The following is a 13,067-nucleotide window of genomic DNA, read 5'->3' as shown; positions in this document are numbered from 1 at the left end:
ATGTCTCTATACCCGGCAGTTATAAGCATATAACCGCAATACTTAATTAGTGTGTGCGTCGCAGTAACAGCTCTACTCCAGAAGCAGAACGCGCGGTGTATTCGCCTTCTTTCTGTCGATTCAAATGGGTAATACCGGTGCCCTCGGTATTCATCAGCCAAATGCCATCCGGGGTGGGCAGCCAAGTCAGGGGTTTTTGCCCCAGCCACTGTTGCGCGCACTCAATATCACCGGCCAGGCTGTTGGGTTCGGCGATCAGATCCAGCTCGCACACCTGCTCCTGCTGGCGCAGTTGCCAGTGCCCCGCCAATTGCGTGGTGCTGGGTAAAACAAGACTGCTTGCCATTGCGTTGGCTCCTGCCGACACGAGCAATGCCAGGATCAACCAGGCGATTGCGTTGCGAAAATTAGTCATCACCATTACCCGTTTACGGGGCTGTTGCAAGGGAAGAGCAGCGCCGGGGCGCCACCCTTCGTTACGCCTTGATCAAGCCACGATGTCGCTATACATCGCCTGGCCTACGGTGGTGACGAGGAAATCCGCCACGCCGTGCCCGGAGAAGTCCACCGCCAAGGTACCCAGGTTGGTACCCGAGGCATAAGTCAGCACGGCATCACCGATAGCGCCAGTAAAGGCGTTGACGAAATGCAGGCCGCTGCCGTTGGTGATGCCGGTCAGGTCGATCTTGTCCGAACCCGAGGTGAAATCAAGAATCTGATCCGCCGCACCCGGCTTGGAGTCAGAGCTGGCACCGAACACAAAGGTGTCCGAACCCGCGCCGCCCCAAAGTTTGTCGGCACCGCCACCGCCGTAGATCAGGTCATTGCCGGCGCCACCCTTGAGGGTGTTGGCCACGGCGTTGCCGATCAGCAGGTCGTTGCCCGAGCCACCAAAGGCGTTTTCCACGGTCACGCCCTGGGCGATCGACACGTTACCCACCAGGCCACCCACGTCGGAGAACGAAGTCGCGTTGAGGTTGATTTTCTGGTTCTGGGTAAAGCCGGAGAAGTCCAGGGTGTCGTTGCCGCCACCGTCCCATACCGAGAACACCAGCTTGTCGGCGTTGGACGTGGCGCTGAGGTGATCGCGCCCGGTGTTGGAGTTGAAACCGTAGGTGGTGTCACCGGCACGGGTGTTGTAGTTGGCACCGTAGAGCTTCTGGATCGCCGCAATATCGTCGATCAGCGGGCCGGACGCATAGGCCTCGACCCCGCCTTTGGTGAAGTTCTGGTTGGTGTTGTTTTCGCCCCAGTAGCTCATGACGCTGTAGCCACGGGTGTCCTGGCCGTAGTCCGCGTCTTTGTAAGACGGGTTGCCGGTCCCGGCGTTGTAGTCGCCAGGGTGATCCAGGCCCAGGGTATGGCCGATCTCGTGGGTCAGGGTCTGACGCCCGTAGTTGTTCAGGCCAGGGTTGATGTTGGCGGTGTAGCTGTTGTTGATCAGGTACCACGAGGTGCCATCCGTGCCACTCGTGTGGTACTTCTCATTGGTGCCAGGCAGGTAGGCAAACGCTGCGGCGCCGTCCTGGCCTGCGCTGTAGTTGCCGAAGGTCATGTGGAAGTCGCCGCCCGAGGCTTTCTCGGTGAAGGTGACATTGGCCACATCGGCCCAGGATTGCATGGCCAGTACGGCTTGGCCTTTTTGCAGGTTGCTGAACTGGCTGAACCCGGAGATACCATGCTTGTTCATGGTCGCCGAGGAAGCCGAGGTCAGGAAGGTGTAGGTCAAGTCGATCCTGCCGTTACCGTCAACGTCCCGGTATGCCGCGTTTTCGCGCAGCAAATGGTCGGCTGCCTGGTCGACAGAGAACGAGGGTTTGCCATTGACCGTGAGATTGCCGCCACGGTCATACAAATGGCTAAAGCTATCGACTTGTGAATAGGCACTACTTGCTTGAGCTGCCGAGACAATAGCTTTGTCTTTTACTTTCGACATAAACGTACTTCCTTGTTTGCAAGTGGAACAGTTTTTGTCCGATAGCGACGTTCTCGGGCGAGATCGTCCTATCACTCGCCTCTTATGAAGGCGAAAGGAAACTGACACAATTCGAAATCACACGTCCAGTATTTTTTTTGTTGGAAAAGTGCGTGGACGGAATAACGACTGCAAACATTGGGAATTAAGTGTTTATATTCTTTGCTTTGGGCTGGATGGCGGCAAGCGGGCTATTTAAATATTAAATAGTGCTAAATAGTTAAATGCCAGACACGTCACACTTTAGAGTGATAAGTGGATCCAATATATTGAGTGGGGTGCACTTTTAAAGTGCCACCGTGTCATTGGTAAATATTAAATAGCCACTGTTTAAATATCGACAGCTTGCGCCCGCTATCACCGGCAAGCCGGCGATAGCGAGGTCACGACTAGCCACGCCACCCTGTTTGGCGCAAGGCCTCCAGCAGCGTCTGCCCCTCCAGCCCTGGTACCAGCACGCCATCGGCGGTGGTCATGTCCTCCCCGGCGAGTATCGCGTTGATGATCGCCTCTTCCACCGCCTCGGCCGCGGCGCTGAACAAGGGCGAAATATGATCGTTATTGACCATGCTCAGCGTTGTGCTCAGGGGCAGGTCCTTGCGCCCGTAATCCGCCGGCGGCAGGTCGTGGTTGCCGGTGGCAAACGCGAGGAACAGATCACCACTGGAATCCTCGGTGCCACCGCCGGTGCGGGCAATGCCGATGGAGGCGCGTTGCGCCAGGCGCTGGCACTGGTGCGGCAGCAGCGGCGCATCGGTGGCGATAATCACCACGATGGAGCCCATGCCCGGCGTACCACGCTCGGCAAATGGCGAGGCGATTTCCATCAGGTGCCGCCCCACCGGGTAGCCATCCACCCGCAGCTCCTGGCGCTTGCCGTGGTTGGCCTGTACCAGCACGCCGACAGTCCAGCCGCCCTGCTCTGCTGCCAGCTTGCGCGAGGCGCTGCCGATACCGCCCTTGAATTCATGGCAGATCATCCCGGTGCCACCGCCCACGGCACCCTCCTGTACCGGGCCGGATTCTGCGTTGGCCATGGCCTGCAGCACATGCTCGGGGCCGATATGCTGGCCCCAGATATCGTTGAGCAGGCCGTCGTAGGTTTCCATCACCACCGGCATGCACCAGTACACCGCCGGGTCCGCCAGGCTGTCGCGCTCCAGGGCAATCAGGGTGTCGCGCACAATGCCGATACTGTGGGTGTTGGTGATCGCCAGGGGCGTGGTCAGCAGCCCCGCTTCGCCGATCCACTCAAGGCCGGTGGCGTCGCCGTTGCCGTTGAGCACGTGGTACCCGGCAAAACACGGCTGCAGCCGGGCTGCACCAGCCCGCGGCTGGATCAGTGTGACCCCGGTGCGCACCTGTTTGCCGTCGATCTGCTCCTTGAGCGTGCTGTGGCCGACCCGAATCCCGGGGACGTCGGTAATCGCATTCAATTCGCCGGGCGTACCCAGCCCCAACGTGATGCCCAATTGACGTGCGCGCATAACCACTCCTTACAGTTTCTGAAACGCCGGACTCGACCGGCCGCTGATGCAGTACAGGATCACCGACAAGGCCAGCAGGCCGATGATAATCATGATGTCGCGCATGGACGCCGCGCTAAACAAGGTAAATAACAGATAACCCGCGCCCGCCACGGCCAGCAGTGCCGGCACCGGCCACAGGGGCATGCGGTACGGGTGCTCGCGGTCGCGCAACAGCACGCGGCTCATCAGCGCGCTCAGGGCGACGATCAGGTACACCAGCATGATCAACAACACGCTGAAGGACGTCAGGTCTGCCAGGTTGGAGCTGAAGCTGAGCAGTGCCGATGGGATCGCCAGGAACAGCGTGGCCAGCCATGGCGAATCCCAGCGCGGGTGGATGCGGGTGAAGAGTTTATTGATGGTCGGCGTCCACAGCGCATCGCGGCCGCTGCTGAACACCACCCGGCCGATCTGGATCACGATGGCAACGATGGCGTTGAACACCGAGAGGAAGATCCCGGCGCTGACCAGGCGTGACAGGGTTTCATTACCATGGCTGGTCAGCAGGTAGCCGATGGGGTCCGGGCTGCTGATCATCTCGCTCAGGGAGGGCGCGCCGATCAACAGCGCGGTGATTGGCACCAACTCGATCACCACCACCAGGCCCAGGGACCACAGCACCGCCTTGTGCACGCCCTTGCCGCCGCACTTCATGTCTTCGGCCAGCAACACCGCCGGGCCGTAGCCGTTGAACGAGAACAGGCCGATGCCCACCGCGCCGATCACCAGGGCCCAGGGCGCCAGGTGCAGCACGCCGTTTTCGACGATCTGCGGTTGGAACAGCACACTGGCCGGCTGCACCGGATTGCCAAAGCCGATAAACACAATCACCAGCAACGCCGCCACTTCCAACAGCAGGCAAGTGCCGGTGATCCAGGCGTTGAGCTTGATATTGAGAATGCCCAGGGCGTAACTGCACACCACAATCACCAGGGCCACGGTTTGTGAATCGAATTTCGTGCCCAGGGCGTTATTGAGGTAGGTCGCGGCGCCGGTGGCCAGGACCGGCGGGATAAACAGCAGCATCACCAGCACCGTGAGGAACGTCGCGTAGCCGGCCATGCCGCCAAACACGCGCTTGGCGTACACGTATTCGCCACCGGCACTGTTATGGGCACGCCCCAGTTCCGCGTAGCAAAAGGCGAACATCAGCGCCAGTAGCCCAGCCATCACAAATGCCAGGAACACCCCGCTGCCCGCTTGCTGGATCGCGAACGGTGCAATAACAAATACGGAACTGGCCGGGGTGACCGCCGAAACGGTAATGGCCACCACATCGAACACACTCAAGGTAGGTTTCAGCACGCCGTCGGGTGCGGGGGTTGCGCTCATGTCGTTATCCTCGTGGTTATTCTTTTTATTGGAAAGCTGGTTGAGGCAGGAACGAAAAGGGAATGCGTGTGCGGGATATGTTTCCCGCTGAATGCCAGGGAATCTAGGCGCTGCGCCGGCACCCGCCAATTCCCCTATTGGAGTACTCCCCTTGACGGGCTCGTGCAAAAGCCGAACCCTTGGCCGATCTTTCAGCCATCGGAACCCATCACATGAGCCTGTTCAGGGAAATCGGCATGCATGCGGGGCTGGGTCGGACGGTGTCGCAAATTGGCACCGAGCGTTTCTGGAAGCAACTGGTGTTGCTGCTGCACCAGAACCTGGCGTTCGATAACGCCCTGGCAATCTTCTACCCGCTGGATGGCCCGCCCCAGGCGCTGGAGGAGTACGACGCGCAGCCCACCAGCAAGCCGGCGTCGATGCTGGTGTACCTCAATGGTTTGTACTTGCTCGACCCGTTCTTCCAGGCCTGCCGCGAAGGCTATGCCTGCGGCGTGTATCGCCTGGAAGAGGTGGCGCCGGACCATTTCCGCCAGAGCGAGTACTTCCTCAATTACTTTCACGACAATGTGCTGGAGGATGAGGTGCAGTTCATCCTGCAACTGCCGGGGGTGGGCACCTTGTCGTTGTCCCTGGGGATGCAGCGGGTGTTTACCGCGTCTGAAACCGGGCTGCTGACCCTGCTGGCGGCGTGGGTGCTGCCACTGATGCAGCAGCACTGGCAGCAGAGCACCCGGCGCGCACCGGCCGGCGAGGCCATGGCCAGCCAGATTCGCGATGCGTTGAGCCATTTTGGCAGTGGGGTGTTGTCCGAGCGCGAACTGGAAATCGCCCGCCTGGTATTGCGCGGGTTCTCATCCAAGGCCATGGCCGAACGCCTGAGCATCTCGCCGGACACGGTCAAGGTGCATCGCCGGCACCTGTACGCCAAGCTGGATATCTCGTCGCAGCCGGAGTTGTTTTCGTTGTTTATCCAGTCGTTGGGGCATGACCTGGATAACCCATAGGGCAGGCACGCGGGAGTGGTGGATCAAGTAAGGATGTGTCGACTGGCCTACCGCTATCGCAGGCCAGCCAGCTCCCACATTTGACTTGTGGTGTGGACACAATTCTCTGCTCGCCGAGTTCCCCCTGTGGGAGCGGGCGGTGTGTCAGTCACATTTATCTAACCTGACACTCCAGCCCCCTCCAGGCTAAGCGTGCTGCCTTAGCGCCCGGTACGGATAGTGTTCCATATCCGCGTGCGAACACGGTCGATCTTCATCGGCATGGCTTCGAGGGCGAAGAGCTTGCCCATCATTTCCTCGCTCGGGTACACCTTGGTGTCGCTCTTGATCAACGGGTCTACCAGGCTGTCGGCGGCGCTGTTGCCGTTGGCGTAGTGCACGAAGTTGGTGATGTCGGCCATCACGTCCGGGCGCAGCAGGTAGTTCATAAAGGCATAGCCGGCCTTCTCATCCGGGGCATCGGCGGGCATGGCGACCATGTCGAACCAGATCGCGGCGCCTTCCTTGGGGATGTTGTAGCCGATCTTCACGCCATTCTTGGCTTCCTTGGCGCGGCTTTCGGCCTGCAGCACGTCACCCGAAAAACCCACTGCCACGCAGATGTCGCCATTGGCCAGGTCGCCGGTGTATTTCGAGGAGTGGAAGTAGGCAATGTACGGCCGCACTTTGATCAACAGCGCCTCGGCCTTTTTATAGTCTTCGGGGTTCTTGCTGTGGTGCGGCAAGCCCAGGTAATTCAGGGCAATGGGCAGCAGTTCCGGGCCGTTGTCGAGGATCGCCACCCCGCATTTACTGAGTTTTTCCATGTATTCGGGCTTGAAGATCAAGTCCCAGGAGTTGACCGGCGCGTCGTCGCCCAGCACTGCCTTGACCTTGTCGATGTTGTAGCCGATGCCGGTGCTGCCCCACAGGTACGGGAAGCCGTGTTCATTGCCCGGGTCGTTGGTTTGCAGGGCCTTGAGCAGCACCGGGTTGAGGTTTTTCCAGTTCGGCAACTGGCTCTTGTCGAGCTTTTTCAGGGCCCCGCCCTGGATCTGCCGGGCCATGAAGTGGTTGGACGGGAACACCACGTCGTAGCCCGAGTTACCGGTCATCAACTTGCCGTCCAGGGTCTCGTTGCTGTCGTACACGTCGTAGCTGAAACCGATCCCGGTTTCCTTCTGGAAGTTCTTGGTGGTGTCCGGCGCGATGTAGCTCGACCAGTTGTAGATTTTCACCGTCTCGGCGGCCTGGGTCAGGGACGCCACCAACATCAAGGGCAACAGGGCAATGGGTCTCATGGTTCGATTTCCTGGCGGTTATAGGGCTGTTTTTATGGCAGGCGATCAAGGATCAAAAGATTAGAGGATCAACACATAGGTCTTGCGCACGGTCTCCTGGATATCCCAGATGCCCGTGCTGTTGGCCGGCAACATCAGTGCATCGCCGGCTTCGATATGCAGGGTTTCGCCGTCATCGGGGGTGAAGGTGCAGCGGCCCTGGATAAAGTGACAGAACTCCTGGGCCACGATCTGGCGCCGCCAGCGGCCGGGGGTGCATTCCCAGATACCGGTTTCGACGCCGTCGTTGCGCTCTACGCTGAGGGTGGAGGCCACGGCAACCGGAGTGCCCAGGGGCACGGCGACCGGGTTTGAGTCCGGCAAGTGGCGGTTAAGGGTGTCTTTGAATTGGGTAATGCTCATGGTCATACCTGTGGTGATTGAAGCGACTTAGTGCATGAAACCTTCCATGAAACCGGCAATCCCACTGGCCAGCTTGCGCCGCCAGGGCGCGGTGTTCGGGTCGGCCAGGGTCTGGTCCTCATGGACAAAACTGCGAATGATGGCGTTGTAGCCCAACCAGCGGCACGGCTCCGGCTCCCAGCCCCGGAGGGCACTCAGGCCGCCGTCGCGCAACACCCATGGCTGCTGGACCAGCGGCGTGTCGCGCCCCAGGATCAGGTCGGCCAGGGTCCGGCCACCCAGGTTGCTGGCGCCCACGCCCTCCCCGCCATACCCGCCGGACAAGGCGATGCCGCGCTGTTGGTCGCACAGCATGTGCGGCCGGAAACGCCGCGACATGCCGAGGTTGCCGCCCCAGGAGTGGGTGACCCGCACATGCTTGAGTTGCGGGAACAGCTCGCAGAACAGGTAGCGGCGCAGTTCCACTTCGCTGTCGGTGAGGTCGAAGTTGTGGCGCAGCTTGCCGGCAAACTGATAGCCACCGCGCGCCCCGAACACCAGGCGGTTATCGGCGGTGCGCTGGCCGTAGGTGACCTGGCGGCTGCTTTCACCGAAGGCCTGGCCTTGATTCAGGCCGATTTCCTCCCAGGTACTGGCCGGCAGGGGTTCGGTGGCGACGATCAGGCTCTGCACCGGCAGTTGATAGCGACCCAGGGGCTTGAGCGTCGGCGCATAGCCCTCCACCGCCGGCACCACCCACGAGGCGCGGACCTGGGCCTGCTCGGTGCGCAGGCTGCCGGACTGCCAGTGGGTGACCGGGCTGTTCTCGTAGATCGCCACGCCCATGGCCTCGACCACCCGCGCCAACCCGCGCACCAGCTTGGCCGGGTGGATCGTCGCGACGTGGGGGGTGTAGACCGCACCATAGGCCGAGGCGATGCGGATCTGCCCGGCCAATTGTTCGGGGCTGAGCCAGCGATAGTCGTCGTCGGTCAGGCCCTGGCCATGCAGCTTGGCCAGGTATTCGCGCAGGCTGGCTTCCTGCTCGGGGTAACGGGCGGCGCAGTGCAACGCCCCGCCTTTGCGGTAGTCGCAGTCGATACCTTCGCGCTGCAACACCTGCCCGACTTCATCGGGGATGCCGTGCAGCAGGTCAAACGAGGCCCGGCGCTGCTCGGCGGGCAGCCCTGCCAGCAAGCGATCTTCGCCCAGCAGATTGCCCATCAGCCAGCCACCGTTGCGCCCGGAAGCGCCAAAACCGGCGGTCTGCGCCTCGATGATCACCACCTTGAGCTGCGGCGCGTGGCGCTTGAGGTAATAGGCGGTCCACAACCCGGTGTAGCCGGCGCCAATAATGGCCACATCGACATCCAGGTCCTGCCCGAGGGACGCACGCGCCTCCAGCGGCTCTTGCAGCTGGTCCATCCATAAACTGATCTTGCGCCATGCCGGCATGCCGAACTCCACCACCAAACGTCGATGGCGTGATCCTAGTGCCTGGCTTCAGTCGTCGTCTTGCGCGCGTGCACGCAGGGAAATTTGTTTGACGTAGGCCTTGGGCGACAAGCCAGTGTGCTGGCGGAAACAGCTGTAAAACGCCGACAAGGAATTGAAACCGGCGGCAAACGCCAGCTCGTCGATACGGATCGGCGGCGTGGCGCCGTCCAGCGCCGCCAGTAAATGCTGCAGGCGGGCCTGGTTGACGTAGCGGTAGAAGCTCTGCCCCAGCACCTGGTTGAGCAGGTAGGAAATCTGGTTGCGGCTGTAACCACATTCCTTGGCCACCCGCTGCAGGTCCAGTTCCGGGTCGAGATAGGGTTGCTGGCGCTGGAAGTACTGCTGCAGATCGTTGGCCAGGTAACTCAGTTGCTGGGGCGACAGGCCCAGGCGGCTGACGGTCGGCCGCGTAGCCTGGGACTGGGAGCGGCTGGTGGCGGGCTCGTGCACCAGGGACGCGTATTCGTTGACGCACCAGATCAGCCCGTCACGCACGGTGATCGCCTCACTGGTGCGAAACGACACCAGGCCCTGGCCGCCACGCAAGGTCACGCGATACTGGATAAAGGCGGTATCGCCGTCGGTGCGAATGCGGTCGGTGTGTTCAATGCCTTCGTCGGGGTCGCGGGGCATGCTGGCTTGCAGGTACTCACGCAACTGGTCGAAGCACACCACGCGGTTCTGGAAGAAGTCGTGGTACTGGATATCCGGGTGATAGTGCGCCATCACCCCGTCCAGGTCCCGGTGTTTCCAGCAAAGATGATGGCGCAACACCACCTCGGCAGTCGCTTGCGTCTGTTGCGGGCTATCGGCCGGGACGGTCTGTGGCATACAACGCTCGAAAACGGCTAAAGCCTGGAGCTTGCACAACTTTACCAAGGGCTTCAATGGCAACGTGACAGTTTTAAGTGGTGGCCTTTTGCCTAAGTATTTGTAAGACATGACCCACGTCAAACTTCTTGCAAGCAACTGCCGAACGGATAGAAAAAACTCCGCTGCTCACTGCAAGTGAGTGCTATTTTTTAAGCTTCACAGTCAGCACCATTGATGGTTCTGACACCCTTGCCGCGAGCTAAAGGAAGTGCTCAATGAACAAGGTGGGCCACATGAACAAAGTGACGTTCCCCAACGCATGTCAGTTGATGCGCTGGCATTTTCATCCGGTCGGTTTTGAAGGCAGCATGGACGCACCCGGCAGCCTGATTGCGCGCCTGTTTGACCGAGAGAGTGGTGAAACCCTGATTGCCATCGCTGGCATTCCCTGCGCCACGGTGATGAATGCCACGGATGTGGAGCGGATTATCGAAGCGATCGAGGCTGAGCTGGAATCGTTTGTGCGGCCAAAGTTGCTGCAGGCCTGAAGGGTGTGGGAGCTGTCCCGCCCGGCGAGACAGCTCCCACATTTGATTTATTGCGCTTTAATGGCGCGGCGATCATCAAAGAACGCCTTGCCCCCCGCCACCCGATCCGACGCCCTGGGCGCATGCCCCACCTGGCCATCCTGCCCTTCGACATACCAATAGCAATGGCTCACCGCCCGGGTAATCCCGACATAGGCCAGGCGCAGCACTTCGTCTTTTTGCGCATTGTCGTAAGGCTCGGCATCCCCGTCCTTGCCAAGGCCGGCCATGCGGTACACCTGGTTCTTGTAAGGCGAACGGGTCAGGTGCTGGCAGTCGCCAAGCAAAAACACGGCATCCGCCTGCAGCCCCTTGGCGCTGTGGTAGGTCAGTTGCTTAAAGCGGCGCATGCCCGGCGGCAAGCTAGAATCAAGGTTAACTACAGACCGAATATGCTCCTGAATCAATAGCTTATCGCTGCTTTTTCGATACAGCATCAATACCGATTCGCCCCGTTGATAGTGCGCCAGCAACTGCTGCGCCAGGCCCGCCTCGTCACGATCCAGCACCTGTACCGGCACCAGCGCCCTGGCTGCGCCGCTGGCCTTGGCCTTCTTGCCGCTGATTGCCGGTGCGGCTTTAACGATATGTTCGGCCGCATCAATGATGTGCTGATGACTGCGGAAGTTCTCCCCGAGCATCACCCGCGTGGTGGTCGGCGACGGGAACTCCTTGTTGAACTCCATGAAGTACTTGGGCGAACTGCCGCGCCAGCCATAGATCGACTGCCAGTCATCACCGACACAGAGCAGCGAAGAATGCTGGGCCGCGCGCCCCACATGCAGCGCCGGCCCACGGCTGCGGATCTCGCGCAGGCTGGCGCGGATCCACGACACGATCTGTGGCGAGACATCCTGGAATTCGTCGATCATCAAGTGCGACAGCGGGCGCAACAGCCCGTCGCTGAGCAGCTTGAGGTTTTCTGGCGTGTTCTCGCCAAACAGCGAAAACATGCGGTTGTAGGTCATGATCGGCGGCGACTGGTCCAGCAGATGATCTTCCAGGGCCTTCCAGAAAATACTCAGGGCCTCGAAGAAGCCGCGGTCCGGGTCATCCTTGGCAAAGCTCATCTGGCCCACCGCCGTGGGCACGTCCAGGCCGAGGTTCTCGATAAAGCCGGCGGCGCTCACGAAACAGTCCAGCAATGGCGCTGAAGCCAACTCACCCTTGACCTTGTAATCAAACCCGGGGCCGGAGCTGGCATCCCCCGCCAGGCTGCTCAACAGGCGCCTGGATGATTCGTAATTATCCAGCCAAATCAATGGCTTGCGGCAGAATGCTTGAAACAGGGTGCGCTTGACCGCCCATTCAGCCCGCACCGACAGCTTAGCCCCAGAGCGGGCGATCTGTGGGTTTTCCCTGGCGTCGAAACCCAGCACTACCCAGGCATCCAGCTCGGCGCTGTAGCCATGGCAATGGAACGACGCACCATTGATTTCAACACGCTGGCGGTTCGGCTCGATGCCCTTGATCGGCCATGCGCCGGCCCGGAACCACAGATCCTCGATCACATCGCACAATTCTTCATCGCGCTTGGCCGCCAACTCGGTGACGGCCACGCGTTTTTGCACATCCGGGTGGTCGCGCTCCAGCTCCTTGAGCTGCAAGGCATGGCGGGCCATCGGTGCAATCAACTCGCGAAAACGTGCATGCCGGCCGTAGAGGCCGTGGTAGCAGGCATTGAGCTGCTGGCGCTGGGCATCGTTGATGCGCAGGTCGAAGGGGTTGCTGTCGGCCTCGTCATCGTAGAGGCCGCTGCGCAGGTTTTCGAAGGCCTGCAACCGCTCAAAGCCCGGAAGGCTGCGAACCATGGGCAGGATGCGCGAGTGAAAGGTCCGCACTACCGCCTGGGCTTCTTTCAAAGCAAGGGGTTGGCCCCACAGGTGGAGAATCTCCATGAGCTTGCGGATAAAGTCCTGGCGTGACTCGCGGGTGAAGGTCACCACGGTCATGGCGCTCAGCTCAAAGCCCAGGTAATGGGTCAACAGCAGGATCCGCAGGACCAGCGAGGTAGATTTGCCAGCCCCGGCCCCGGCAATCACCGAAGTTGAAGGGGTATCGCTGAAGATCATCTTCCACTGCGCCGTGCTGGGCTGCGCATGGGCCGGCAGCAGGCGCGCCACATCGGCTTTGATGCGTTTTTTCAACTCGGGGGTCAGTGGCAGGCGCCAATCGTCGAACAGGCTGTCGTCCACGCCCGGGGCGCGGTGCTCATCGCTACGGAAGTCGCGAATCAACAGAACCTGACGCCCCTCTTCGATGCCATCGCGCCGGCCTTCCTGGTAGCCATACTCCACGCCGGCCTCATGCCCGCTGCGAAAGCCATCGGCCTGACCGTGCAACCACGAAAAACGATGCTGGGCCCGCAGGCGCGTCAACCCGTGGCCAAACAGCCGCGCAGCCAGGCGTTTGAACAGCGGCATTTGCGCCAGGGGGCGCAGTTCGGGAGGCAGATCGGGGGTGTGTTGCGGCACGCGGACTCCTGCGGGGGCTTGAGCGAACAGAGCCCCTATGGTCGCCGGAATCCCCCGACAGTTCCAGCCAATTGCTTTGGCTTCATGCAGTTAGGCGATTAACTGAAGCTGGGGTCTAGTTCTGGGACTGGAAAAACAATCGAATAATCTGATGAGAATTAGGCATTTTTTACGCTTTTTGTCGATGATGCC

Annotated in this window: 11 protein-coding genes; 2 read left to right on the top strand and 9 right to left on the bottom strand. The window is 60.6% G+C overall.

Going from position 1 to position 13,067, the window contains the following annotated elements; genetic code table 11:
- Positions 1-46: 46 nt before the first annotated feature.
- The 4 genes from HU773_RS13820 to HU773_RS13805 all read right to left on the bottom strand — a co-directional run bounded on the left by HU773_RS13820 (position 47) and on the right by HU773_RS13805 (position 4,836).
- On the bottom strand, positions 47-415 hold the full coding sequence (locus HU773_RS13820; protein ID WP_081044256.1) for an AprI/Inh family metalloprotease inhibitor: 369 nt from the start codon (positions 413-415) through the stop codon (positions 47-49).
- A gap of 72 nt (positions 416-487) precedes the next feature.
- A complete protein-coding gene (locus tag HU773_RS13815; RefSeq protein ID WP_057438454.1) occupies positions 488-1,936 on the bottom strand; it encodes a serralysin family metalloprotease in 1,449 nt (482 codons plus the stop codon).
- Between the two features lie 428 nt (positions 1,937-2,364).
- Positions 2,365-3,462: a DmpA family aminopeptidase gene (locus tag HU773_RS13810; protein WP_057438453.1), complete on the bottom strand. Its 1,098-nt coding sequence runs from the start codon at positions 3,460-3,462 to the stop codon at positions 2,365-2,367.
- A 9-nt stretch (positions 3,463-3,471) separates the two neighbouring features.
- Entirely contained in the window at positions 3,472-4,836 is a 1,365-nt protein-coding gene (locus tag HU773_RS13805) for an APC family permease (protein ID WP_057444785.1), read from the bottom strand.
- 212 nt (positions 4,837-5,048) lie between these two features.
- On the opposite strand from HU773_RS13805, the gene HU773_RS13800 reads away from it, so the two are divergent.
- On the top strand, positions 5,049-5,843 hold the full coding sequence (locus HU773_RS13800; protein WP_186625750.1) for a helix-turn-helix transcriptional regulator: 795 nt from the start codon (positions 5,049-5,051) through the stop codon (positions 5,841-5,843).
- A gap of 200 nt (positions 5,844-6,043) precedes the next feature.
- Here the strand turns inward: HU773_RS13800 and HU773_RS13795 are convergent, their stop codons facing one another.
- The 4 genes from HU773_RS13795 to HU773_RS13780 are packed head-to-tail and all read right to left on the bottom strand — an operon-like array spanning position 6,044 to position 9,832.
- Entirely contained in the window at positions 6,044-7,123 is a 1,080-nt protein-coding gene (locus tag HU773_RS13795; RefSeq protein WP_186625748.1) for a polyamine ABC transporter substrate-binding protein, read from the bottom strand.
- A gap of 60 nt (positions 7,124-7,183) precedes the next feature.
- A complete protein-coding gene (locus tag HU773_RS13790; RefSeq protein ID WP_057438450.1) occupies positions 7,184-7,525 on the bottom strand; it encodes a cupin domain-containing protein in 342 nt (113 codons plus the stop codon).
- A gap of 27 nt (positions 7,526-7,552) precedes the next feature.
- Positions 7,553-8,959 (bottom strand): NAD(P)/FAD-dependent oxidoreductase, encoded by a 1,407-nt coding sequence (locus HU773_RS13785; RefSeq protein ID WP_169990194.1) that lies wholly within the window; start codon positions 8,957-8,959, stop codon positions 7,553-7,555.
- 48 nt (positions 8,960-9,007) lie between these two features.
- On the bottom strand, positions 9,008-9,832 hold the full coding sequence (locus tag HU773_RS13780; protein WP_186625746.1) for a helix-turn-helix domain-containing protein: 825 nt from the start codon (positions 9,830-9,832) through the stop codon (positions 9,008-9,010).
- Between the two features lie 257 nt (positions 9,833-10,089).
- Here HU773_RS13780 and HU773_RS13775 point away from each other — a divergent pair, with 257 nt between their 5' ends.
- On the top strand, positions 10,090-10,362 hold the full coding sequence (locus HU773_RS13775) for a DUF1652 domain-containing protein (protein ID WP_057438448.1): 273 nt from the start codon (positions 10,090-10,092) through the stop codon (positions 10,360-10,362).
- A 47-nt stretch (positions 10,363-10,409) separates the two neighbouring features.
- Here HU773_RS13775 and HU773_RS13770 read toward each other — a convergent pair whose 3' ends face one another.
- Positions 10,410-12,875, bottom strand: coding sequence for a UvrD-helicase domain-containing protein (locus tag HU773_RS13770; protein WP_186625744.1), 2,466 nt, complete (start codon positions 12,873-12,875; stop codon positions 10,410-10,412).
- Positions 12,876-13,067: the final 192 nt, after the last annotated feature.

The sequence above is a fragment of the Pseudomonas shahriarae genome, assembly GCF_014268455.2.
Classification (GTDB): Bacteria; Pseudomonadota; Gammaproteobacteria; order Pseudomonadales; family Pseudomonadaceae; genus Aquipseudomonas; species Aquipseudomonas shahriarae.
The sequence above is the reverse complement of the archived record's forward strand: the minus strand, read 5'-3'. Positions and strand labels throughout refer to the sequence as shown.

Bases quoted from the DNA above. Each gene is read 5' to 3' on its own strand.
- HU773_RS13820 (WP_081044256.1), bottom strand. From the start codon at position 415: ATGACTAATTTTCGCAACGCAATCGCCTGGTTGATCCTGGCATTGCTC.
- HU773_RS13815 (WP_057438454.1), bottom strand. From the start codon at position 1,936: ATGTCGAAAGTAAAAGACAAAGCTATTGTCTCGGCAGCTCAAGCAAGT.
- HU773_RS13810 (WP_057438453.1), bottom strand. From the start codon at position 3,462: ATGCGCGCACGTCAATTGGGCATCACGTTGGGGCTGGGTACGCCCGGC.
- HU773_RS13805 (WP_057444785.1), bottom strand. From the start codon at position 4,836: ATGAGCGCAACCCCCGCACCCGACGGCGTGCTGAAACCTACCTTGAGT.
- HU773_RS13800 (WP_186625750.1), top strand. From the start codon at position 5,049: ATGAGCCTGTTCAGGGAAATCGGCATGCATGCGGGGCTGGGTCGGACG.
- HU773_RS13795 (WP_186625748.1), bottom strand. From the start codon at position 7,123: ATGAGACCCATTGCCCTGTTGCCCTTGATGTTGGTGGCGTCCCTGACC.
- HU773_RS13790 (WP_057438450.1), bottom strand. From the start codon at position 7,525: ATGAGCATTACCCAATTCAAAGACACCCTTAACCGCCACTTGCCGGAC.
- HU773_RS13785 (WP_169990194.1), bottom strand. From the start codon at position 8,959: ATGCCGGCATGGCGCAAGATCAGTTTATGGATGGACCAGCTGCAAGAG.
- HU773_RS13780 (WP_186625746.1), bottom strand. From the start codon at position 9,832: ATGCCACAGACCGTCCCGGCCGATAGCCCGCAACAGACGCAAGCGACT.
- HU773_RS13775 (WP_057438448.1), top strand. From the start codon at position 10,090: ATGAACAAGGTGGGCCACATGAACAAAGTGACGTTCCCCAACGCATGT.